Origin of the sequence: Pseudomonas sp. BP11-1-1 (genome assembly GCF_052112105.1) — a bacterium.
Classification (GTDB): domain Bacteria; phylum Pseudomonadota; class Gammaproteobacteria; order Pseudomonadales; family Pseudomonadaceae; genus Aquipseudomonas; species Aquipseudomonas alvandae.
In genome coordinates this window covers 1-20,624 of sequence record NZ_JAUTYU010000031.1, presented here as the reverse complement: position 1 = coordinate 20,624, position 20,624 = coordinate 1, and the positions used below count along the sequence as shown (strand labels likewise).

Below are 20,624 nucleotides of genomic sequence, written 5' to 3'. Positions count from 1 at the left end.
CCACCATCAAATCCTCAGACGGCAGAAAACCGCTTATCCAGATAATCAATGATCACCTTGGACTCATACATCCAGGTGGTCTCGCCATTCTCTTCAATGCGCAGGCACGGCACCTTGATCCGGCCACCCTGTTCCAGCAGCGTCTGGCGATCCTGTTGGTTATTTTTTGCATCGCGCAGGGCTACCGGTACGTTGAGGCGACGCAGGGTCCGGCGCGTCTTCACGCAGAACGGGCAGGCATGGAATTGATACAACGTCAGGCCGCGAGCTGCCTGTTCGACTTGCGCCTGGGCGTCGGCCGGACGCTTTTTCTTGCCGGGGCGGGTGATGAAGTCGATGAAGATGATGAGCTGGCCCAGGCCAACTCGAAGCGCTTTGACGATCACGTTATAGCCTCACGGCGGAAAGAAGAGGGCGCGCAGCTTACCTGATTTTTCGCGGGCGAAAAAAAACCGGCGATCAATGCCGGTTTTCTTCGCGAGACGCTTTACTTGATCAGGCTGAGGAATTCCATGCGGGTTGCCGCATTTTCCCGGAACTCACCGAGCATCACCGAAGTGATCATCGAGGAATTCTGTTTTTCCACGCCGCGCATCATCATGCACATGTGCTTGGCCTCGATCACCACCGCCACGCCCAGGGCGCCGGTCACCTGCTGGACCGCGTCGGCGATCTGGCGGCTGAGGTTTTCCTGGATCTGCAGGCGACGGGCATACATGTCAACGATGCGCGCGACCTTCGACAGGCCCAACACCTTGCCGCTCGGGATGTAGGCCACGTGGGCCTTGCCGATGAAAGGCAGCAAATGGTGCTCGCACAGAGAGTACAACTCGATGTCCTTGACCAGCACCATCTCGCTGTTGTCGGAGCTGAACAAGGCACCGTTGGTGACCTCTTCCAGGGTCTGTTCATAACCGCGGCAAAGGTACTGCATGGCCTTGGCAGCGCGCTTGGGCGTGTCGAGCAGGCCCTCGCGGGAAACGTCCTCGCCCAGTTGGCCGAGAATCGCGGTGTAATTCTGTTCCAGAGACATGAAACTACCTGTGGGGATTTACGCAAAGGGCAAGGGTACGGTGGCGGACACGGCGCTGCAAGCTCGGCAATCAGGGGCTACTCGTCGCGGCCTTCCATCATGGTGCGCTTGAGCATCACGTAGACCGCCCCGGCGCCGCCGTGCTTCGCCTGGCAGGAGGTGAAGCCGAGCACTTGTGGGTGTTGGCGCAGCCAGGTGTTGACGTGGCTCTTGATCATCGGCCGCTTGCCGTCCAGCCGCACGGCCTTGCCGTGGGTGACGCGCACGCAGCGGATTTCGAACTTGGTGGCTTCGGCGAGAAACGCCCACAGGGTCTCGCGGGCCTTTTCGACGGTCATGCCGTGCAGGTCGAGGCTGCCTTCGAAGGGAATCTGGCCAACCTTCAGCTTGCGCATCTGGCTTTCCTGGACGCCGTCGCGCGCCCACATCAATTCGTCTTCGGGACCGACGTCAATGACGAACTGATCGGACAACCCGTCCACGGTGGTGGCGTCGGTGCGTACGGTGGCGGCCTGGCGCAGCTTGGCGATCTGTGCGCGATCGGCCTTGGGTTTGCCCGTTTCGGCGCGATCGTGTTTGATTGGTTTTACGCCCTGGATCGCACTTTTGAACAGGGAAAAGTCGTCGTCTTGCATGTCAGCCTCCGCGAAGGCCGGCCAGTTTACCCAACTCCGGTAGGATAGGGCGCGACAAAACGTCGGATGGCGGATCAGTCGTGCTTTTTCATCAGGTGCGGAGCCATGGCCAGCTCCAGGGATTGGCGGGCGCGTCGGCGGCAACGGCGCCAGAGCCAGACGCCCAGCAGCAGTACCAACAGACCGATTGCCAGGATGACCGCCGAACCCAGCGGGGTGGCATTCAACTCGCCCAGTGCGGGCGGACGACCAAGCAGGCTGGCGGCACCTGCCATTGCCAGCAGCACACCCAGTGTTGCCAGCAGCGCCGCGATGCCCGCGCCGATACGAAATCGCCAGTTGCTCGGGCCTTTGGGCCGCAAGCGACGTGCGTCAAAACCATCGGATATCTTCATTCCGACCTTCCTCAATGGGTATCGGCCCTTCGACCGGAAGATGTTCGGGTTGTTCCTGAAGCCAAGCCTATTGCGGCAAATGAGAGGCTTTTGCGGATGAGCGGCACAGCGACCGCTCATCCAGGGCGGGATCAGGCGAAGTCGCGGGTCATGGCCAGCGTGGCGAAGTTGTCCGCCATGATTGCCATTTCGGTCTGGTGCACGTGTTCGGCGCTGAGGACGCCGCCCTTGTGCGGCAGGTCGCGCGTGGCGCAGGCATCTTCCACCAGGGTGCAACGGAAACCCAGGTTCTTGGCGGCGCGCACGGTGGTGCTGACGCTGGAATGGCTCATGAAGCCGCAGACGATCAGGTCCAGTGGACCCAGCTCTTCCAGCCGCTTCTTCAGGTCGGTGCCGTGGAAAGCGCTGGGCAGCAGCTTTTCGATCACGGTTTCGTCGCCTTGTGGTTCAAGGCCTGGAATGAATTCCCCGCGTTCACCCTGTGGATCGAACAGCCCGCCATGGGTGCCCAGGTGGCGCACGTGCACGATCGGCCGTCCGGCGGCGCGGGCTGCACCGAGCAGTTGCTTGATGTTCGCGACCGCCGCATCCATGCCGCTCAGGGCCAGGGGGCCGGCGAGGTATTCTTTCTGGGCGTCGATGATGATCAGGGTCGCTTGACTCAGGTTGGCCGCCGCATAACCACGACCACTGAGTTGAAACATCGTTTTTGGAACGGACATTCTGGGGCTCCTTCGAGTGGGGCTTTTGCGACATTCTCCTCTGGCTGAGCGGTTCTGTGAATCGCTTCCATCGCAAGGGCCGTCATTGCTGGCCTACAGCCTTGTCAAGATCTGCGCTTTGTTCAATGGGCCGCGCATAAAACGGAAGAATCCTACAGTTTGTCCGGCATATTTCGTCCTGACTTCAGGCACGTTTGGGTGACCGCGTGTTTGGCTGATAGACTCGCCCGTCGATTTTTCTGGAGTTTGCCGCCGTGATCACTTCCCGCCTTCGCACCCTGCGCGACCATATCCGTTGGGCCGTCAGCCGTTTCCATGGGGAGGATCTGTTCTTTGGCCATGGCACCGACAACGCCTGGGACGAGGCACGCCAGTTAGTGTTGGGCGCGCTGCACCTGCCATGGGAAATTGCCGACAGCTACCTGGATTGCCGCCTCGAAGACGAGGAGTTGGTGCATGTGCAACGTCTGCTGCGCCGGCGCATCGCGGAACGCATTCCGACCGCGTACTTGTTGGGTGAGGCCTGGTTCTGCGGAATGTCCTTCATCGTCGACGAGCGCGTGCTCATTCCGCGTTCGCCCATCGGCGAGTTGATTGAAAAACGTTTCGAGCCTTGGCTCGGCCAGGAACCTGCGCGAATCCTTGACCTGTGCACCGGCTCCGGTTGCATCGGGATCGCTTGCGCCTATGAATTCCCCGAAGCCGAGGTGGTGCTGGCGGACTTGTCATTCGAAGCGCTGGAAGTCGCCAATCAGAACATCGAGCGCCACGGTGTCGATGAGCGTGTATTCACGGTTCAGGGGGATGGTTTCGATGGGCTGCCGGGGCAACGTTTCGACCTGATCGTGTCGAACCCGCCCTACGTCGATGCGGAAGATTTCGCCGACATGCCCCAGGAATACCAGCATGAGCCGGAGCTAGGCCTGGCCTGTGGCGATGATGGCTTGAACCTGGTTCGGCGGATGCTGGCCGAGGCGGCCGATCATCTGACCGACAAGGGACTGTTGATCGTTGAAGTGGGCAACAGCCAAGTGCACGTCGAAGCGCTGTACCCGGAAGTCGACTTCGCCTGGCTGGAGTTCGAGCGCGGCGGCCACGGTGTGTTCATGCTCAGCGCCGAGCAGTGCCGTGAGCACCAGGCGTTGTTTGCGTCCAGGGTTTGATCCCGGCGGTGTTGGCGACCGCTTTTGTGGCGAGGGGATTTATCCCCGTTGGGGTGCGAAGCGCCCCTAAATCTAACGCCGCGGTGTATCAGAACGAGTGTCGGGGGCTGCTGCGCAGCCCAGCGGGGATAAATCCCCTCGCCACCGGGTGCGTCAGACACTTCTGATAGCCGTCAATGCCGCGTCGCAATCCAGATCAACAGCCCCGCCTGGAACATCGCAAACGCCACCAGGCAAGTGATGGTGAAGCGCAACCCGGTGTCTTCGCGCTTGAACTTGTTGACCTTCTCTTCCTGCTGCTTAAGCTTGACCTCCTGTTCCGCCAGGTTCTGCTCGGCTTGCTGGAGCATCTGTGCGGCTTCGAGGATTTCAACGAATTGCAGTTTTTCGGTGTTCCAGTCGCCCGTTAGATCGCCGACCTGGGCTTGTTTCACGCTGCCCTTGAGGTGCTGCGCGTCGGCGTAGACCACTTCGAAACCGTGGGCCTTGAGGAAGTGATCACGGCGCAGGCGCGTGTCTTCGTTCAGTGCGTCCTTGTTGTTCAAATCGGTGCCGTCAACCCGATAGCTCGACCAACGCTTCTTGGCCCAGGTGATGCCCTGGGCGGCGAGGAAGCGGCCGATGCCCCGATTCAGGGGTTCGACTTGCAAACTGTCGGGCGAGAAGAACAGGCGTTTCTCGACGTGGTCGGCCCAGACGTCGAGGTGGTTCTGTTCCTTGCGCACCCGCTGGCCCGGCAACTTGATGCTCATGCGCAGCAAGCTGCGTTCCTTGCTATGGCGTTCGGCATAGCTGAACTCGACAAACCGCAGGGGTCGCACGCCAGTGGCGCGATCGGTCTTGAGCGGGGCCAGCCGGAGCATTTTGTGATGCTCGGCCTGCACGTCCGCCCAAGGCAGTTCCGCTGCGGCTGGGGTGGCCGTTTCGGCAGCGGTGTCGGGTGAAGTTTCAGTCTCAGTCATAACGGCAAAATCCTGTCCAGGCCGGCTTGTCGGCAGCCGTTGCGCTGTCCGACACCGGTTTATCGGCCGGATTTGCCAAGACTGGAGGGCTATAGGCCACTAAATCCGCTTAACGGGCGGCCAACGTGCCAATAAAACCCAGGATGCGAGTACTGAGTTCGGCTGCCAACGGCAGGTTGGGATCCTTATACGAAGCCAATTGCCGCTTCACATCGTTGGGCACGATGCGCATTACATGGTTCATGCCCTCGATCAGCGCCAGTTCGGCGTCAGGCTTGGCGGCTTTCAACTGTCTGGCGTCGTCGACGCTGACCTGGATATCGTGGCTGCCCTGGATGATCAAGGCCGGCATCTTCAATGCCGCGAACGCCTGGGCCGGGTCCTGGCGGAACAGCGAAATCAGATACGGCTGCACGCTTGGCCGGAAGATGACCTGCAGTTGCGGCGGAACGTTGGGGGCGGGGCGACCGGCCTTGAGGCTGTCGAGCAACTCGTTGCTGCGCAGCATCAGCGGCGGTGGCAAGCGGTTACCGAGCTGCTGACGCAGTACCTGGTCAATCGGACGGGCGCTGCCGGCCAACGAGATGACCGCCGCCGCGTTGGCCTGGGGCGCGGCGAGGCTAGCGATCAGTGCACCTTCGCTGTGGCCCAGCAGAATCAACGGGCCCAGTCGCGGATCGGCGGCCAGCTTGTGGCTCCAGGCCACGGCATCGGCAACGTAGGCTTCGACGCTCAGGTTGCGCTCGTTCGGTGTCGCCGCAAGGCTGGCGGCCACGCCGCGCTTGTCGTAGCGCACGCTGGCGATGTTGTGCTTGGCCAGCACCCAGGCCAGGCGCTTGAGACTGTCATTGCGCCCGCCCTCGGGGTTGTTTCCGTCACGATCCGTAGGACCTGACCCTGAAATGATCAGGACAACGGGCACCGGTGTGTCGGACTTGGGCAACAACAGCGAGCCGAAAAGTTCACCGTTGCCGGTGTCGAGGCTGATGGGGCGTTGCAGCACGGTGGCCTGGGCGAAGCCCGAAAGCAGGCCGGTCAACAGGGTAAGGCTCAAGGCAAACGCTCTTAACATCATGACGCCATTAGTTACGAAGGTGCCGGTTGGACTGGCGGGCACCGATAAGGTTCGAGGATGAACTACTCGGGGAGCCTGCGTATACTGGCGCCCATCTCGACTCTCAGCGATTTCACGGAGCGCCCTGCATGTCCGGCAATACCTACGGCAAGCTGTTCACCGTCACCACCGCGGGCGAAAGCCATGGCCCGGCGTTGGTCGCCATTGTCGACGGCTGCCCGCCGGGCCTGGAGATTTCCCTGGAAGATCTGCAGCGTGACCTGGATCGCCGCAAGCCCGGCACCAGCCGCCACACCACCCAGCGCCAGGAAGCCGATGAAGTCGAAATCCTTTCCGGCGTGTTCGAAGGTCGCACCACCGGCTGTGCGATCGGGCTGCTGATCCGCAATACCGACCAGAAGTCCAAGGACTACTCGGCCATCAAGGACCTGTTCCGCCCGGCCCACGCCGACTACACCTACCACCACAAATACGGCGAGCGCGACTATCGCGGCGGCGGGCGCAGTTCGGCCCGGGAAACCGCGATGCGCGTGGCGGCCGGGGCGATTGCCAAGAAATACCTGGCCAGCCAGGGCATCGTCATCCGTGGCTACATGAGCCAGTTGGGCCCGATCGAAATCCCGTTCAAGACCTGGGATTCGGTGGAACAGAACGCCTTCTTCAGCCCCGACCCGGACAAAGTGCCGGAGCTGGAAGCCTACATGGACCAGTTGCGCCGGGACCAGGATTCGGTCGGCGCGAAGATCACCGTGGTCGCCGAAGGCGTGATGCCTGGCCTGGGCGAGCCGATCTTCGACCGCCTCGACGCCGAACTGGCCCACGCGCTGATGAGCATCAATGCCGTGAAGGGCGTGGAGATCGGCGCCGGTTTCGCCTGTGTGGCCCAGCGCGGCACCGAGCACCGTGATGAACTGACCCCGCAAGGTTTCCTCAGCAACAATGCCGGCGGCATCCTCGGCGGCATCTCCTCGGGCCAGCCGATCGTCGCGCACCTGGCGTTGAAGCCGACCTCCAGCATCACCACGCCGGGACGCTCCATCGACGTTCATGGCAACCCGGTCGACGTCATCACCAAGGGCCGCCATGACCCCTGCGTGGGCATCCGCGCCACGCCGATCGCCGAAGCGATGATGGCGATCGTGCTGATGGATCATCTGTTGCGCCATCGCGGCCAGAACGCCGACGTGCAAGTCGGTACGCCGGTGCTGGGTCAGCTTTGATGGCTGGCCTGCCGACCGCCCTGGCCTGACGCGCATGGCGGCGTTGCCGTACTGGCGGCTTTCCAGTTTCTACCTGTTCTATTTCGCGTTGCTCGGTTCGACCGCGCCGTTCCTGGCGCTGTACTTCGATCACTTGGGGTTCAACGCGGCACGCATTGGCGAGCTGGTGGCGATCCCCATGCTGATGCGCTGCGTGGCGCCGAATCTCTGGGGCTGGCTGGGGGACTATACCGGCCGGCGCCTGGCGATCGTGCGGTTCGGCGCGATCTGTACGCTGTTGAGCTTCTCGCTGATCTTCATCGACAAGAGCTACGCCTGGCTGGCGATGGTCATGGCGCTGCATGCGTTCTTCTGGCACGCGGTGCTGCCGCAGTTCGAAGTCATTACCCTGGCCCACTTGAGTGGGCAAGCCTCGCGCTACAGCCAGATTCGCCTGTGGGGCTCCATCGGTTTCATCATCACCGTGGTGGTCCTTGGCCGCTTGTTCCAATGGCTGAGCCTGGACATTTATCCCGTCGCCCTGGCCTTGATCATGGGCGGCATCGTACTGAGCAGCTTCTGGGTGCCCAACGCCCAGCCGGTCCAGGGGCCGCGAGTGGCCGGGGACGGTTTCCTGCGGCAATTGCGCAACCCGGGGGTGCTGGCGTTTTATGCCTGTGTCGGCCTGATGCAGATGAGCCATGGGCCGTATTACACCTTCCTGACGTTGCATCTGGAGCGCCTGGGTTACAGCCGTGGATTGATCGGCGTGCTCTGGGCCGTCGGCGTGGTGGCCGAAGTGTTGGTGTTCCTGTTCATGAGCCGGATCCTGGCGCGGTTCTCCGTGCGCCGGGTGCTGATGGCGAGTTTCCTGCTGGCGGCGCTGCGCTGGTTGCTGCTGGGGTCGCTGGCCGAGTTCCTCTGGATACTGTTGTTTGCCCAGGTGCTGCACGCGGCGACGTTCGGCAGCTTTCACGCCGCTGCCATCCATTTCGTGCAACGTAGTTTCGGCCCGCGCCAGCAAGGCCAGGGCCAGGCGCTTTACGCCGCGCTGGCCGGGACCGGCGGGGCGTTGGGCGCACTGTATTCCGGCTACAGCTGGAATGCCTTGGGCGCCGGTTGGACATTCAGCATCGCCAGCCTCGCAGCCTTCGCTGCAGCCGTTATCATTGCCACACGCATGCAAGAGGACAGGCCATGAGCCTTACCCGTGAACAGCTCGCCCAGCAGATCATTGACGCCGGGCGTTTTTTATACGGTCGCGGTTGGTCGCCGGCCACCAGCAGCAACTATTCGACCCGGTTGTCCGCTGACCAGGCCTTGCTCACCGTGTCGGGCAAGCACAAGGGACAGTTGTGCATCGACGATGTGCTCGCCACCGACCTGGATGGCAACAGCCTGGAGCCAGGCAAGAAACCGTCGGCCGAAACCCTGCTGCACACCCAGTTGTATCGCTGGCGCCCGCAGATCGGTGCGGTGTTGCACACCCATTCGGTGAACGCCACGGTGCTGTCGCGCCTGACCGGCGAAGCGTTCATTGACTTTGAAGACTATGAACTGCAAAAAGCCTTCAGCGGTGTAACCACCCATGAATCCCGCGTCCGTGTGCCGATTTTCGACAACGACCAGGACATCGCCCGCCTGGCCGCCAAGGTCCAACCCTGGCTGGAAGCGCATCCCGATTGCGCCGGTTACCTGATCCGCGGCCACGGCCTGTACACCTGGGGGCCGGGCATGAACGATGCGCTGCGCCAGATCGAAGCGTTTGAATTCCTGTTCGAGTGCGAGCTCAAGACCCGCGCACTCCTGAACCGATAATTGCTGGAGCCATTGCCATGAGCAGCCTGTCCGTCTACCACGTTTCGAGTCCCGATATTCCGAACAAGGTCCTGACCCACTTCGAGGACATCGCCTCGACCCTGGCCGAAAAAGGCGTGCGGTTCGACCGTTGGGAAGCCGCGACGAAAATCCAGCCCGGCGCCAGCCAGGATGAAGTGATCGCCGCCTACAAGACCCAGATCGACCAGCTGATGACCGAGCGCGGCTACGTCACGGTCGATGTCATCAGCCTCAACAGCGACCATCCGCAGAAAGCCGAACTTCGCGCCAAGTTCCTTGATGAACATCGGCACGGCGAGGACGAAGTGCGATTTTTCGTCGCCGGTCGTGGGCTGTTTACCTTGCACATCGACGATTACGTCTACGCGGTCCTGTGCGAAAAGAACGACCTTATTTCCGTGCCCGCCGGTACGCCGCACTGGTTCGACATGGGCGAACACCCACATTTCGTTGCCATTCGCCTGTTCAACAACCCGGAAGGCTGGGTCGCCAAGTTCACCGGCGACGACATCGCCAGCCGCTTCCCGCGCCTGGAGGACTGACTTCGTGACAATCAAAGCCATCCTCACCGACATCGAAGGCACCACCAGCGCGGTGAGTTTTGTCTTCGACGTGTTGTTTCCCTATGCCGCCGAGCACCTGCCGGATTTCGTCCGGCAGAACGCCGGTCGCGCCGACGTGGCGGAACAATTGGCCGCTGTGCGTCGCGACAGCCATGAGCCGGACGCCGATGTGGAGCGGGTCATCACAATCCTGCTGGGCTGGATCGCCGAGGACCGCAAGGCCACGCCGCTCAAGGCGTTGCAGGGCATGGTCTGGGAGCAGGGCTACCAGGCCGGGCAGTTGAAAGGTCATGTTTACCCGGATGCGGTGCAGGCACTGAAAGATTGGCACCAGCAAGGCTATCGGTTGTTTGTGTATTCCTCGGGCTCGATCCAGGCGCAAAAACTGATTTTTGGCTGTTCCGAGGCGGGCGACCTGTCGCCGTTGTTCAGCGGTTATTTCGACACCACGTCCGGGCCCAAGCGAGAGGCGCAGTCCTACCAGCGGATCAGCGAGGCGATGGGCATCGCGCCAGGGGAGATTCTTTTCCTGTCGGACATCGTCCAGGAACTGGAGGCGGCCCGTGACGCCGGGATGGCCACCTGTGGCCTGGCGCGTGAAGGTGGCGAACTGGCCGGTCACGAAACCCTGGCAAGCTTTGCGGACATCGAGCCGTCCCGGTTCGGCGCCTGAACGGCAGGCAAAAAAAATCAGGCCATGGAACCGTAAGGCTCCAGGCCTGATCCCAACACAGCGTGTCAGGCGCTGTGGTAGGTCGGTAGCGCGAAGCGGTGCTGGCTTTGCAGCATCGCCACGGGCGGCAACTCGCTGGCTTGCTCAGCCAGATCGCGGCGAATCGCACTGATGGCCCAAGACAACTGGTCCCCGGCGTGCAATTGCGCGTAGGAAATCGTGCGCTTGAACAGTTTGCCGTCGCTGTTGCGCAAGGTCAGCAGGATGCCGCCATCCGGGCGTGCCTGGGTGGTGACTTCGTAGTTGGAAAACAGCGATGCAAACTTCTCTTGAATCATATTCATCGTTCATTGCTCCATGGTGTGGCAAACCGTGGAGGGGTAGTTGCAGTGTCTGTGCCAGCATTCGATTAATTTAAAAACCATTAAAAAACAACGAGATACGGATTTCGCGTATTTTTGCTTTCGTGCAACTTGCATGAACGGCCATCGTGCATCCTGCATTTTGCGTGGTCGGGCGTTTATTTATGGAACCAAACCGTGTCCTCGCGCTCACGCCTCGCCTGTGCCGGGCCGTGGATACAAAACATTGCAAAAACCGCATGTACAGCCGTCAAACGGCTGGGTACTTTCGAGCCGAAATCCGCACACGCCCATGACAAGAACCACGGCCCACGAGGTCGAGCGGGGAAGGATCACCCATGAGTCGTACACCCAGCGACGCCATTACCTGGGGCATGATGCTGCGCAAGCTGCCCACCATCGCCAGGGCGGTTCCCCGCATTGTCAAAGGCATGAAACTCGCCAACGTCCAGGACCCGACGCAGCCCTGCGGCCTGGGCTGGTGCTTCGAGCAGGCCACGCAACGCAATCCCCAAGGCCCGGCGCTGCTGTGCGGCGACGCGGTGCTGAGTTATGCACAGGTCAACGAGCAGGCCAATCGCATCGCCCATTACCTGTCGGCGCAAGGCGTGGGCAAGGGCGATTGTGTAGCGATCTTTATCGAGAACCGTCCACAGTTGCTGATCACCGTGCTGGCCGTGGCGAAGGTTGGTGCGGTCAGCGCGATGATCAATACCGCGCAGACGGGCGATGCCCTGGTGCACAGCCTTGCGTTGGTCACGCCGGTGGCCGTGGTGGTCGGGGACGAACGGGTTGCGGCGTTCGACGACGTGCGTGGCCGGGTCGGGCTATCGCACGGGCGAACCTGGTGGGTGGCGGATCAGGAAAACGTCCCTGCGCCGTCCGGATTCGTCGACTTGATGCGTGCAAGCGAGCAATACCCGGGCGAGAACCCGGCCAGCAGCCAGCACGTATTCTTCGATGATCCCTGTTTCTATCTGTACACCTCCGGCACCACCGGGCTGCCCAAGGCCGGGGTCTTTCGCCATGGCCGCTGGATGCGCACCGCCACCAGTTTCGGCCTGATTGCCTTGGACATGCAGCCCGAGGACATCGTCTATTGCACGCTGCCGCTGTATCACGCCACCGGCCTGTGCGTGTGCTGGGGCGCGGCGATATGCGGTGCTTCGGGTTTCGCCATGCGCCGCAAATTCAGCGCCAGTCAGTTCTGGAGCGACGTGCGACGGTATCAGGCAACCACGCTGGGTTACGTCGGTGAGTTGTGCCGTTATCTCGTTGATCAGCCCGCCAGCACCACGGACCGGGAGCACAGCGTGACGAAAATGATTGGCAACGGCCTGCGCCCCGGCGCGTGGGCTGCGTTCAAGACACGTTTCGGCGTTGACCATATCTGTGAACTCTACGCAGCCAGCGACGGCAATATCGGTTTCACCAACATCCTCAACTTTGACAACACGGTCGGGTTTTCCCTGATGGCCTGGGCGCTGGTGCGCTACGACCACGACAGCGGCGCGCCATTGCGCAACCTGCAGGGACGCATGCAGAAAGTCCCCAGGGGTGAGCCGGGCCTGCTCTTGGCTCGCATTGATGACAAGGCACCGCTGGACGGTTACACCGATCCGACCAAGACCGAGAAAATCATCTACCGGGACGTCTTTATCCCGGGCGATCGCTACTTCAATACCGGTGATCTGCTGCGCAACATCGGTTTTGGCCATGGGCAGTTCGTCGATCGCCTTGGCGACACCTACCGCTGGAAAGGCGAGAACGTTTCCACCACCGAAGTCGAGAACGTGCTGCTGCAACATCCGCAGATTGCCGAGGCGGTGGCCTATGGCGTTGAGATCAACGGCACCAATGGCCGTGCCGGCATGGCCGCGATTACGCCGGCCGAATCCCTGGCGACCCTGGACTTCAGCGAGCTGCTGCGGTTTCTGCAATGCAAGTTGCCTGCTTACGCGGTGCCACTGTTCTTGCGCATCAAGGTGAAGATGGACACCACCGGCACCTTCAAATACCAGAAGACCCGTCTCAAGGCTGAGGCCTTTGACCCCTGCCTCACGGGTGATGAGCCGATCTACGCCTGGCTGCCTGACAGCTCGACCTATGTGCGTGTGGACCGGCAATTGTCGACAGGGATCCAGGGCGGCCAGTACCGCTATTGATTCTGGCTATGACCGCTGCAGATAAAAAAGGGATGACAGGCCCCGGGTCCCTCGGGAAACTAGCGGCTTTGCAACGAACCGATGGAGTTTCCATGTCCGATACAAGCCGCCAGATGACCCCTGAAGAGGCTGCGGAGTTTGCCGAGCAGGTCTTCAACGTTGCCCGCCAGGGCGACGCCGCGATGATGGCCGCGCTGCTGAGCAAGGGCTTGCCGCCGAACCTGCGCAATCACAAGGGCGATACCTTGCTGATGTTGGCCGCATACCACGGGCATGTTGAAACGGTGAAAGTCCTGCTGGAACACAAGGCCGATCCGGAGATCCGCAACGACAACGGCCAGAGCCCGATTGCCGGGGCGGCGTTCAAGGGTGACCTGGCGGTGGTTTCAGCCTTGGTGGACGGTGGCGCGCAAGTGGAAGGTTCCTCGTTCGATGGCCGCACGGCGTTGATGATGGCGGCGATGTTCAACCGGGTGGAAATCGTCGATTACCTGATCAGCAAAGGCGCCGACCCCAAGGCCAAGGATGCCAACGGCGTCTCGGCACTGGATGCGGCCAGGACCATGGGCGCGGTGGACACCACGGCGCAGTTGGAAAAATTGTTGAGCTGACAATGAAGCTTTTTGTGGCGAGGGAGCTCTTGTGGCGAGGGGATTTATCCCCGCTGGGGCGCGAAGCGGCCCTAAATCTGGCAACTCGGTATGTCAGATTAATCGGGGGCCGCTTCGCAGCCCAGCGGGGATAAATCCCCTCGCCACAGCAAGCTCCCTCGCCACGGGACCCTGACTTGGCCTGGGGGATGCGCTATCCTTCGCGGCCGCAAAAATACATCGCCACAGGAATAGCCCCATGAAAGCCGCACTCGTCGAACTCATCAGCAAAATCAGCTCCGGCTGCCTGGGCGAGGCGGACATCGAGAAGATCGCCGATGAAGCGGCCCAGGCCTACGCCGACCCGGTGGCTTTCCTGGCGGCCAACCCGGACATCAACTACGACGACACTTTCCCGATCCCGCTGGGCGAATGGGTGGTGGTCGGCAGCCTGCCGGACACCGTGTTGTTCCAGGCCGATACCTACGTCGAATTGTTCGAACAGATCGTCGCCTCGTTCGGCCCCGGCGTTGCGTTCAACCTCAAGCCCAAGCAACTGGCAAAGACTGAAGCCCTGACCGCGCTCAACCGCATCCAGATCCAGATGAGCAGCCTGAACAAGGAAAACGGCGGCTATGTGCTGATGAACATCAGCCAGTTGCTCGACGATGAATTACAGATGGTGCTGGTGTACGGCAATGACCTGCCACGCGTGCTGGAGTTGTGTGCCGAAGTCGGCATCGCTGCGGCGCCGGCCCTCGAAGCCCTCAAGGTTGCGGTCCACGTCTGAAGCAATAAAACGGAACCCTTGCCCAGGCCCCGCTATCCTAAGTGGGCATGTCACCATTTGGGAGCGACACCATGGGTTCCACCTTCAACGGCCTGATCGGCCTGATTATCCTGGCGCTCGATATCTGGGCGATCATCAACGTACTCAAGAGTGGCGCGGAAACCGGGATGAAAATCCTCTGGGTGCTGCTGATCCTGCTGTTGCCGGTGTTGGGCCTGATCATCTGGGCGATTGCCGGGCCGCGTGGCAACGTGCGGGTCTGACCGCTCGCCAATAACTCCCTGATAAAAAGAATGCCCGACAGGCCGTGACCTGTCGGGCATTTTTTTTGCGCGACGGTTTCAGGCGGCCGCCAGCGAAGCCTTCTGCGAAGCGCTCAGGAAGCGCAGCAATGCCAGCAGCGGGAAGGCGCTGCCAACGATCACCACCCACAGCCAGCCGCCGTGTTCATAGACCGCACTGGCGATCGATGAGCCAAATGCACCGCCGATGAAAATGCTAGTCATGTATAGGGCATTCAGTCGGCTGCGGCTTTTCGCGTCGAGGGCGTAGATGGTGCGCTGGCCCAAGACCATGTTCATCTGTACACAGAAATCCAGGACCACGCCGGTCACTGCCAGGCCAATCACGCTGTAGATCGGGTGGATGAACGCCGGCAGGAAACTCAGGCTGGCGAACAACATGGCCAGCAGCGAAGCGATCCGGGTGTGTCCGGCGTCCGCCAGGCGGCCGGCAATGGGCGCGGCGATGGCGCCGATTGCTCCGACCAGGGCGAACAGCGCGATCTCCGTCTGGGACAGGCCATGGTTACGCGCCAGTTCCAGCGGTACGGCGGTCCAGAACAGACTGAATGTGGCGAACATGCAGGCTTGGTAGAAGGCCCGTTGCCGTAGCTGCGGCTGCTGGCGCAACAAGGTGCCGAGCGAACCCAGCAGTTGGCCGTAGGACGCGCTGTGGTCGGGCTGGCGCTTGGGCACGGTCAACGCCAGGACGACGCTGATGGCCGCCATCAGCGCGGCGGCGATGATAAACATGGCCCGCCAGCCGAAATGATCGGCCACCACGCTGGACACCGGCCGCGCCAACAGAATCCCCAGCAACAGGCCGCCCATGATCCCACCGACGACCCGTCCCCGGGATTCCTCCGGCGCCAGGTGCGCGGCCAGCGGAATCAGGACTTGTACCGAGACGGAACTGAAACCCACCAGCAGCGAGACCAGCAGGAACACATTCGGCTGATCGGTGAAAGCCGCCCCCAGCAGGCTGGCAATCGCGACCACGGTGGTGAGGATCATCAAGCGCCGGTTTTCCAACAGGTCGCCCAGCGGCACGAGGAAAAACAGGCCCAGGGCATAGCCGATCTGCGTCAGCGAGACGATCAGGCTGGCCATGGTGCTGCTCAGGCCGACGTCGGGTGCGATCAGTTCGATAATGGGTTGGGCGTAGTAGATGTTGGCAACGATGGCGCCGCAACAGAAAGCGAACAACAGGACCATGCCGCGGGTCAGTGCGCTGCCGGGCGAGGTGGGTGGATGAGCACTCATGGCAATCTCGTCGATCAATTGAAAGGATGGCGTGAGGCTAAAGACTTGCAGGGCTCTGGAACAGGGCTTTGTGGCTGATATCAGTCATGCCTGTTGTTAATGATGGATCTCAATATGTAGGAAAGCTGTGTGGCGAGGGGATTCATCCCCGCTGGGCTGCGCAGCGGCCCCAAGAGAGCGGCTCAATGCAATCAGTCTGATACACCGGAGCTTGCGCTTTCAGGGCTGCTGCGCAGCCCAACGGGGATGAATCCCCTCGCCACAGGACCGCGCGCAGCTCATTGTTCCTTTATTGCCCGCTATAGATCTGGTCGAAAACCCCACCATCATTGAAGTGCGTCTTCTGCACGGTGCGCCAGTCGCCGAAGGTCTTCTCCACCGACAGGAAGTCAACTTTCGGGAAACGGTCGGTGTACTTGGCCAGCACCGCCGGGGCCCGTGGACGAAGGTAGTTGGCGGCGGCGATTTCCTGGCCTTCAGGCGACCACAGGTATTTGAGGTACGCCTCGGCGGCTTCGCGGGAGCCTTTCTTCTCGACCACTTTATCCACAACGCTCACCGGTGGCTCGGCTTCGGCGGACACGCTTGGGTAGACCACTTCGAACTGGTCGCGGCCAAACTCGCGGGCGATCATTTCCGCTTCGTTTTCAAAGGTCACCAGCACGTCGCCGATCTGGTTGGTCATGAAGGTCGTCGTCGCTGCGCGGCCACCGGTGTCCAGCACGGGGGCTTGCTTGAACAGCTTGCCGACGAAATCCTTGGCCTTGTTCTCGTCGCCACCGTTCTTGAGCACATAGCCCCACGCCGACAGGTAGGTGTAGCGGCCGTTGCCGGAGGTTTTCGGGTTGGGCACGATTACCTGCACGCCATCCTTGAGCAGGTCGGGCCAATCCTTCAGCGCTTTCGGATTGCCCTTGCGCACGATGAACACCGTGGCCGAGGTGAACGGCGCGCTGTTGTTCGGCAGGCGGGTGACCCAGTTGTCCGGAACCAGCTTGCCGTTGTCCGCCAAGGCGTTGATGTCGGTGGCCATGTTCATGGTAATGACATCCGCCGGCAGGCCGTCGATGACCGAACGCGCCTGCTTGCTGGAACCGCCGAACGACATTTGCACGGTGATGTTCTCGTTGTGTTCGGCTTGCCAGTGTTTCTGGAACGCGGCGTTGTAATCCTTGTAGAAGTCGCGCATCACGTCATAGGAAACGTTCAGCAGGGTCGGGGCGGCGTGGGCCAGGCTGCCGAAGGTCAGGCCAGCGGCAAGAAGAGAGGCGCCAAAGAATTTCTTCACAGCGAATTCCTTTTTATTGGAAAGGGGGCGGGCGATAAGCCAGCACACTAGCGATAAGCTTATAAGCCTTCAAGCACTAAAAAGTGCTTTGCTTATTCCATTTTCTTGAACAGCGCGTTGCCACAACGGGAGCAGAAAGCCGCACCGTGCTCATGGTTGTTTTTGCTGCACACCGGGCAGTCATGCTGGAGTTGATCGCCGCGCATGGCCGTGGCGAGTTCCGCAGTAAAGATACCCGTCGGCACGGCGATGATCGAATAGCCGGTGATCATCACCAGCGACGAAATCACCTGGCCCAACGGCGTCTTCGGCACGATGTCGCCGAAGCCTACGGTAGTGAGTGTCACGATAGCCCAATAGATCCCCTTGGGGATGCTGGTAAAGCCATGCTCGGGCCCTTCGATGACATACATCAGCGTGCCAAACACCGTCACCAGGGTCGATACGCTGACCAGGAACACAATGATCTTCTGCTTGCTGCCCCGTAGCGCGGCCAATAGGTAATTGGCCTGCTTGAGGTACGGGCTGAGCTTCAGCACCCGGAAGATCCGCAACATACGGATGATCCGCACGATCAGCAGGTATTGGGCATCGCTGTAGTACAGCGCGAGGATGCCCGGCACGATCGCCAGCAGGTCTACCAATCCGTAGAAGCTGAACGCGTAGCGCAGCGGCTTCGGCGAGCAGTACAGGCGCAGGCCGTATTCGACCAGAAAGATGAAGGTGAAGCCCCACTCGATGTAAGCCAGCAGGGCCGCGTAGTTCTTGTGAACGCTGTCGATGCTGTCGAGCATCACGATCACCAGGCTGGCCAGGATGATCAGCAACAGGGTGCTGTCGAAGCGTCGGCCCGCCACGGTATCGGTCTGGAAAATAATGACGTAGAGGCGTTCCCGCCAGTTGTTGCTGCTGTCCATGACTTTCGCCTGAATCAATAATCAGCGAAGCCTAGGGCGATTGCCCTGCGCAGTGCAAGGCGCGGTATCGAGGATTACCTGATGCCAGAGCCGCCCAGTCGCCTGAACCAGCCAGCAGGCGAGGATGAACGGTGCCGTCAGCGGCGCCACGCCTAGCGCTGCGAAACCCGGCGCGAGAAAGACTGCCAGAGCAATGCCCGTCAGTGGCGGCCATGGTTTGCGGGTGTGTTGGCCGAGGGCCAGGGCCACCAACGCCGGGTTATAGCCGCCCAGTCCCGACAGGGCCAGGTTGCCGTCGTGATGCAGCCAGGCGAATGCAACGCCGACGATGGACCCGAACAGCGCCCAGCCAGCGGCGCGACGATTGGCGACCAGCAGGCCGATTGCAATCAGCGCGCCGGCCAGTGGGTGGTCGAGAAACATCACTTGGCCCAGGCCGTTCAAAGGGGCGAGCAGCAGATTGGGCAAACTGATCTCCACCGACGCGGGCGGTGGGGAGAGCGGGGCGAAACCCAGCAGCAACCAACCCAGCCCCACGAATGGCGCGGTGTAGGCGGGCAGGCAGCGAGGGCCAGGGGTTCGCTTGAGCCATTGCTGGGTCAGCATCGCACTGATGCCGCCGCCGGCAATGATCAGCGGTGGCAACAAGGGCGACCAGGGCAGCTTCAGGCTCAACATCAATCCCAGCAGGATCCCGTTATAGCTGAAGAGGCCGGCTTGCCGATGCTCCTTGGCATAACCGCGTCGCTGCGCCGTCAGCAATCCCGCCACGCCGCCCAGCAGCGCGCCGCCGAGCAAGGCCGGCGCGGTGAGCAGGATTGCCAACAGGCACAGCAAGCCGCACAGCGGATGGCGCTGGAGGAAAATCTGGCTGAAGCCGTTGAGCAGGGCGGTGGCCCAGTCGGGGCAGTGGGTGTTGGACATGATAGGTGAGTGTCAGAGGGACCGGGTCGACTTCATCGCGAGCAAGCTCGCTCCCACACTGGGTTTGCGGCGTTCACAAAACCCTGTGGGAGCGAGCTTGCTCGCGATGAGGTCAGTACAGGCGCTAGATCAACGTCTCGATACGCAGCGAATTGGTCGACCCCGGCTGCCCGAACGGCACGCCCGCGGTGATCAGCAAAGTGTCGCCACGCTGGGCCATGCCTTGGGCCTGGGCGATTTCCAGCGCCGTGGAGCACACCTCATCGACCTGCTTCAAACGGTCATTGACCACCGAATGCACGCCCCAGGCTACGGTCAGTCGGCGGGCGGCCTGCAGATTTGGCGTCAGGTTGAGGATCGGTACCGTCGGCCGTTCCCGCGCCGCCCGCAGGCTGGAACTGCCCGACTCGCTGTAGTTCACCAACACCGCCACCGGCAGGACGTTGCTGATCCGGCGGATCGCGCAACTGATGGCGTCCGACACCGTGGCCTCGGCTTTCGGCCGGCTGACGTCCAACTGCGCCTGGTAGTCCGGGCCGTTTTCTACCTGGCGGATGATCTTGCTCATCATCTGCACGGCTTCGAGGGGGTAGTCGCCGGAAGCGGTTTCCGCCGACAGCATCACCGCATCGGCACCTTCGGCCACGGCGTTGGCGACGTCGGTGACTTCGGCGCGGGTTGGCGCCGGGGAGAAACGCATCGATTCGAGCATCTGCGTTGCCACGACCACTGGTCTGCCGAGGGCACGGCAGGTGCCGATGATGGTCTTCTGGATCTGCGGCACGCTCTCGGCCGGGACCTCGACGCCAAGATCCCCGCGGGCAACCATGATCGCGTCGCTCAGTTCAGCGATCTCGCGCAGTTGGGTGACGGCCGATGGTTTTTCGATCTTGGCCATCAGGAACGCTTTGTCGCCGATCAGCGCGCGGGCTTCGCGGATGTCTTCGGGACGCTGCACGAACGACAACGCGACCCAGTCCACGCCCAGCTCCAGGCCGAAGCTCAAGTCGCGACGATCCTTGGCGGTGAGGGGGCTCAGGTCGAGCACGGCCTGGGGCACGTTCACGCCCTTGCGGTCCGACAGCTCGCCGCCGTTGAGCACCTCGGTGTCGATGGCGTCGCTGTGCCTGGCGGTCACGCGCAAGCGCAGCTTGCCGTCGTCCAGCAGCAAATCCATGCCCGGCTCCAGCGCCGCGATGATCTCCGGGTGGGGTAGGTTGACCCGGCGCTGGTCGCCGGGTGTCGGGTCCAGGTCCAACCGCAGGGCCTGGCCGCGCTGCAGCAGGACCTTGCCGTCGGCGAATTTGCCCACCCGCAGTTTCGGTCCCTGCAAGTCCATCAGGATGCCCAAGGGGTAATTGAGCTGCTGCTCGACTTCGCGGATCCACTGGTAGCGCTGGGCGTGGTCGGCATGGTCGCCGTGGCTGAAGTTCAGGCGAAAGATGTTCACACCGGCCTGCACCAGTTCGCGGATGTCATCGATGCCACGGGTGGCGGGGCCGAGGGTCGCGAGGATCTTGACCTTTTTATCAGGCGTCATTTTTCGGGTTCTCGAGGATCAGGATGGCGCGAAAGTCGTTGACGTTGGTGCGGGTCGGCTCGGTGACGATCAACGCATCCAGCGCGGCGAAGTAGCCGTAGCCATTGTTGTTATCCAACTCGTCGCTGGCGCACAGGCCCAGCTCGGCGGCGCGGCGATAGCTGTCCGGGGTCATGATTGCTCCGGCGTTGTCCTCGGAACCGTCGATGCCATCGGTGTCGCCGGCCAGCGCGTGGATGCCGGGA

At 61.8% G+C, this 20,624-nt stretch carries 24 protein-coding genes; 10 read left to right on the top strand and 14 right to left on the bottom strand.

Annotation, left to right across the window (positions count from 1 at the left end; all coding sequences use genetic code 11):
- Positions 1-14: 14 nt before the first annotated feature.
- From Q7C33_RS28450 to Q7C33_RS28430, 5 genes are all read right to left on the bottom strand, one after another.
- Entirely contained in the window at positions 15-386 is a 372-nt protein-coding gene (locus Q7C33_RS28450) for a glutathione S-transferase N-terminal domain-containing protein (protein ID WP_030142336.1), read from the bottom strand.
- Between the two features lie 101 nt (positions 387-487).
- On the bottom strand, positions 488-1,033 hold the full coding sequence (gene folE, locus Q7C33_RS28445) for a GTP cyclohydrolase I FolE (protein ID WP_030142335.1): 546 nt from the start codon (positions 1,031-1,033) through the stop codon (positions 488-490).
- A gap of 77 nt (positions 1,034-1,110) precedes the next feature.
- Positions 1,111-1,668: a Smr/MutS family protein gene (locus Q7C33_RS28440; RefSeq protein WP_025214971.1), complete on the bottom strand. Its 558-nt coding sequence runs from the start codon at positions 1,666-1,668 to the stop codon at positions 1,111-1,113.
- Positions 1,669-1,742: 74 nt separating this feature from the next.
- Complete coding sequence (locus tag Q7C33_RS28435; protein ID WP_030142334.1) at positions 1,743-2,063, bottom strand: hypothetical protein; 321 nt, start codon at positions 2,061-2,063, stop codon at positions 1,743-1,745.
- Positions 2,064-2,194: 131 nt separating this feature from the next.
- Complete coding sequence (locus tag Q7C33_RS28430) at positions 2,195-2,785, bottom strand: cysteine hydrolase family protein (RefSeq protein ID WP_030142333.1); 591 nt, start codon at positions 2,783-2,785, stop codon at positions 2,195-2,197.
- 254 nt (positions 2,786-3,039) lie between these two features.
- On the opposite strand from Q7C33_RS28430, the gene prmB reads away from it, so the two are divergent.
- Positions 3,040-3,948, top strand: a complete 909-nt coding sequence (gene prmB, locus Q7C33_RS28425; protein WP_181289807.1) for a 50S ribosomal protein L3 N(5)-glutamine methyltransferase — start codon at positions 3,040-3,042, stop codon at positions 3,946-3,948.
- Positions 3,949-4,121: 173 nt separating this feature from the next.
- Here prmB and Q7C33_RS28420 read toward each other — a convergent pair whose 3' ends face one another.
- Entirely contained in the window at positions 4,122-4,910 is a 789-nt protein-coding gene (locus tag Q7C33_RS28420) for a hypothetical protein (protein ID WP_334597082.1), read from the bottom strand.
- Between the two features lie 109 nt (positions 4,911-5,019).
- Entirely contained in the window at positions 5,020-5,985 is a 966-nt protein-coding gene (locus Q7C33_RS28415) for an alpha/beta hydrolase (RefSeq protein ID WP_030142330.1), read from the bottom strand.
- A 128-nt stretch (positions 5,986-6,113) separates the two neighbouring features.
- Between Q7C33_RS28415 and aroC the strand changes: the two genes are divergently transcribed.
- Genes aroC through mtnC form a run of 5 tightly spaced genes read left to right on the top strand, consistent with a single transcriptional unit; the run spans position 6,114 to position 10,259 of the window.
- Positions 6,114-7,205 (top strand): chorismate synthase, encoded by a 1,092-nt coding sequence (gene aroC / locus Q7C33_RS28410; RefSeq protein ID WP_217861451.1) that lies wholly within the window; start codon positions 6,114-6,116, stop codon positions 7,203-7,205.
- Between the two features lie 34 nt (positions 7,206-7,239).
- Positions 7,240-8,385: an MFS transporter gene (locus Q7C33_RS28405; RefSeq protein ID WP_030142328.1), complete on the top strand. Its 1,146-nt coding sequence runs from the start codon at positions 7,240-7,242 to the stop codon at positions 8,383-8,385.
- Positions 8,382-9,002, top strand: coding sequence for a methylthioribulose 1-phosphate dehydratase (locus Q7C33_RS28400; protein ID WP_030142327.1), 621 nt, complete (start codon positions 8,382-8,384; stop codon positions 9,000-9,002). Before Q7C33_RS28405 ends, Q7C33_RS28400 begins: the two co-directional genes overlap by 4 nt.
- Before the next feature lie 17 nt (positions 9,003-9,019).
- Positions 9,020-9,565 (top strand): 1,2-dihydroxy-3-keto-5-methylthiopentene dioxygenase, encoded by a 546-nt coding sequence (locus Q7C33_RS28395; RefSeq protein ID WP_217861452.1) that lies wholly within the window; start codon positions 9,020-9,022, stop codon positions 9,563-9,565.
- A gap of 4 nt (positions 9,566-9,569) precedes the next feature.
- Positions 9,570-10,259, top strand: a complete 690-nt coding sequence (mtnC, locus tag Q7C33_RS28390; protein ID WP_407684563.1) for an acireductone synthase — start codon at positions 9,570-9,572, stop codon at positions 10,257-10,259.
- A 65-nt stretch (positions 10,260-10,324) separates the two neighbouring features.
- Here the strand turns inward: mtnC and Q7C33_RS28385 are convergent, their stop codons facing one another.
- Positions 10,325-10,603 (bottom strand): DUF3509 domain-containing protein, encoded by a 279-nt coding sequence (locus Q7C33_RS28385; protein ID WP_030142324.1) that lies wholly within the window; start codon positions 10,601-10,603, stop codon positions 10,325-10,327.
- A 356-nt stretch (positions 10,604-10,959) separates the two neighbouring features.
- On the opposite strand from Q7C33_RS28385, the gene Q7C33_RS28380 reads away from it, so the two are divergent.
- The 4 genes from Q7C33_RS28380 (at position 10,960) to Q7C33_RS28365 (ending at position 14,429) form a co-directional block, all read left to right on the top strand.
- Complete coding sequence (locus Q7C33_RS28380) at positions 10,960-12,786, top strand: long-chain-acyl-CoA synthetase (protein ID WP_407684562.1); 1,827 nt, start codon at positions 10,960-10,962, stop codon at positions 12,784-12,786.
- Positions 12,787-12,878: 92 nt separating this feature from the next.
- Entirely contained in the window at positions 12,879-13,397 is a 519-nt protein-coding gene (locus Q7C33_RS28375) for an ankyrin repeat domain-containing protein (RefSeq protein WP_217861454.1), read from the top strand.
- A gap of 238 nt (positions 13,398-13,635) precedes the next feature.
- On the top strand, positions 13,636-14,166 hold the full coding sequence (locus tag Q7C33_RS28370; RefSeq protein ID WP_030142321.1) for a hypothetical protein: 531 nt from the start codon (positions 13,636-13,638) through the stop codon (positions 14,164-14,166).
- A 71-nt stretch (positions 14,167-14,237) separates the two neighbouring features.
- Positions 14,238-14,429: a PLDc N-terminal domain-containing protein gene (locus Q7C33_RS28365; protein WP_030142320.1), complete on the top strand. Its 192-nt coding sequence runs from the start codon at positions 14,238-14,240 to the stop codon at positions 14,427-14,429.
- A 78-nt stretch (positions 14,430-14,507) separates the two neighbouring features.
- On the opposite strand, the gene Q7C33_RS28360 is transcribed toward Q7C33_RS28365, so the two are convergent.
- The 6 genes from Q7C33_RS28360 to Q7C33_RS28335 form a co-directional block, all read right to left on the bottom strand.
- Entirely contained in the window at positions 14,508-15,710 is a 1,203-nt protein-coding gene (locus Q7C33_RS28360; protein WP_030142319.1) for an MFS transporter, read from the bottom strand.
- 289 nt (positions 15,711-15,999) lie between these two features.
- Entirely contained in the window at positions 16,000-16,998 is a 999-nt protein-coding gene (locus tag Q7C33_RS28355) for a sulfate ABC transporter substrate-binding protein (protein ID WP_407684561.1), read from the bottom strand.
- A 92-nt stretch (positions 16,999-17,090) separates the two neighbouring features.
- Complete coding sequence (locus tag Q7C33_RS28350; protein ID WP_198798312.1) at positions 17,091-17,915, bottom strand: ion transporter; 825 nt, start codon at positions 17,913-17,915, stop codon at positions 17,091-17,093.
- Between the two features lie 21 nt (positions 17,916-17,936).
- Entirely contained in the window at positions 17,937-18,839 is a 903-nt protein-coding gene (locus Q7C33_RS28345) for an urea transporter (protein ID WP_323154586.1), read from the bottom strand.
- A gap of 124 nt (positions 18,840-18,963) precedes the next feature.
- A complete protein-coding gene (gene pyk / locus Q7C33_RS28340; RefSeq protein ID WP_198798310.1) occupies positions 18,964-20,379 on the bottom strand; it encodes a pyruvate kinase in 1,416 nt (471 codons plus the stop codon).
- Positions 20,369-20,624: MOFRL family protein (locus tag Q7C33_RS28335; RefSeq protein ID WP_407684560.1), on the bottom strand; the 256-nt coding region annotated here is incomplete at its 5' end. The genes pyk and Q7C33_RS28335, both read right to left, overlap by 11 nt.

What these genes read in the sequence shown, in the direction of transcription:
- folE (WP_030142335.1), bottom strand. Translation starts at nt 1,033, where the DNA reads ATGTCTCTGGAACAGAATTACACCGCGATTCTCGGCCAACTGGGCGAG.
- Q7C33_RS28440 (WP_025214971.1), bottom strand. Translation starts at nt 1,668, where the DNA reads ATGCAAGACGACGACTTTTCCCTGTTCAAAAGTGCGATCCAGGGCGTA.
- Q7C33_RS28435 (WP_030142334.1), bottom strand. Translation starts at nt 2,063, where the DNA reads ATGAAGATATCCGATGGTTTTGACGCACGTCGCTTGCGGCCCAAAGGC.
- Q7C33_RS28430 (WP_030142333.1), bottom strand. Translation starts at nt 2,785, where the DNA reads ATGTCCGTTCCAAAAACGATGTTTCAACTCAGTGGTCGTGGTTATGCG.
- Q7C33_RS28420 (WP_334597082.1), bottom strand. Translation starts at nt 4,910, where the DNA reads ATGACTGAGACTGAAACTTCACCCGACACCGCTGCCGAAACGGCCACC.
- Q7C33_RS28415 (WP_030142330.1), bottom strand. Translation starts at nt 5,985, where the DNA reads ATGATGTTAAGAGCGTTTGCCTTGAGCCTTACCCTGTTGACCGGCCTG.
- aroC (WP_217861451.1), top strand. Translation starts at nt 6,114, where the DNA reads ATGTCCGGCAATACCTACGGCAAGCTGTTCACCGTCACCACCGCGGGC.
- Q7C33_RS28405 (WP_030142328.1), top strand. Translation starts at nt 7,240, where the DNA reads ATGGCGGCGTTGCCGTACTGGCGGCTTTCCAGTTTCTACCTGTTCTAT.
- Q7C33_RS28400 (WP_030142327.1), top strand. Translation starts at nt 8,382, where the DNA reads ATGAGCCTTACCCGTGAACAGCTCGCCCAGCAGATCATTGACGCCGGG.
- Q7C33_RS28395 (WP_217861452.1), top strand. Translation starts at nt 9,020, where the DNA reads ATGAGCAGCCTGTCCGTCTACCACGTTTCGAGTCCCGATATTCCGAAC.
- Q7C33_RS28385 (WP_030142324.1), bottom strand. Translation starts at nt 10,603, where the DNA reads ATGAATATGATTCAAGAGAAGTTTGCATCGCTGTTTTCCAACTACGAA.
- Q7C33_RS28380 (WP_407684562.1), top strand. Translation starts at nt 10,960, where the DNA reads ATGAGTCGTACACCCAGCGACGCCATTACCTGGGGCATGATGCTGCGC.
- Q7C33_RS28375 (WP_217861454.1), top strand. Translation starts at nt 12,879, where the DNA reads ATGTCCGATACAAGCCGCCAGATGACCCCTGAAGAGGCTGCGGAGTTT.
- Q7C33_RS28370 (WP_030142321.1), top strand. Translation starts at nt 13,636, where the DNA reads ATGAAAGCCGCACTCGTCGAACTCATCAGCAAAATCAGCTCCGGCTGC.
- Q7C33_RS28365 (WP_030142320.1), top strand. Translation starts at nt 14,238, where the DNA reads ATGGGTTCCACCTTCAACGGCCTGATCGGCCTGATTATCCTGGCGCTC.
- Q7C33_RS28360 (WP_030142319.1), bottom strand. Translation starts at nt 15,710, where the DNA reads ATGAGTGCTCATCCACCCACCTCGCCCGGCAGCGCACTGACCCGCGGC.
- Q7C33_RS28350 (WP_198798312.1), bottom strand. Translation starts at nt 17,915, where the DNA reads ATGGACAGCAGCAACAACTGGCGGGAACGCCTCTACGTCATTATTTTC.
- Q7C33_RS28345 (WP_323154586.1), bottom strand. Translation starts at nt 18,839, where the DNA reads ATGTCCAACACCCACTGCCCCGACTGGGCCACCGCCCTGCTCAACGGC.
- pyk (WP_198798310.1), bottom strand. Translation starts at nt 20,379, where the DNA reads ATGACGCCTGATAAAAAGGTCAAGATCCTCGCGACCCTCGGCCCCGCC.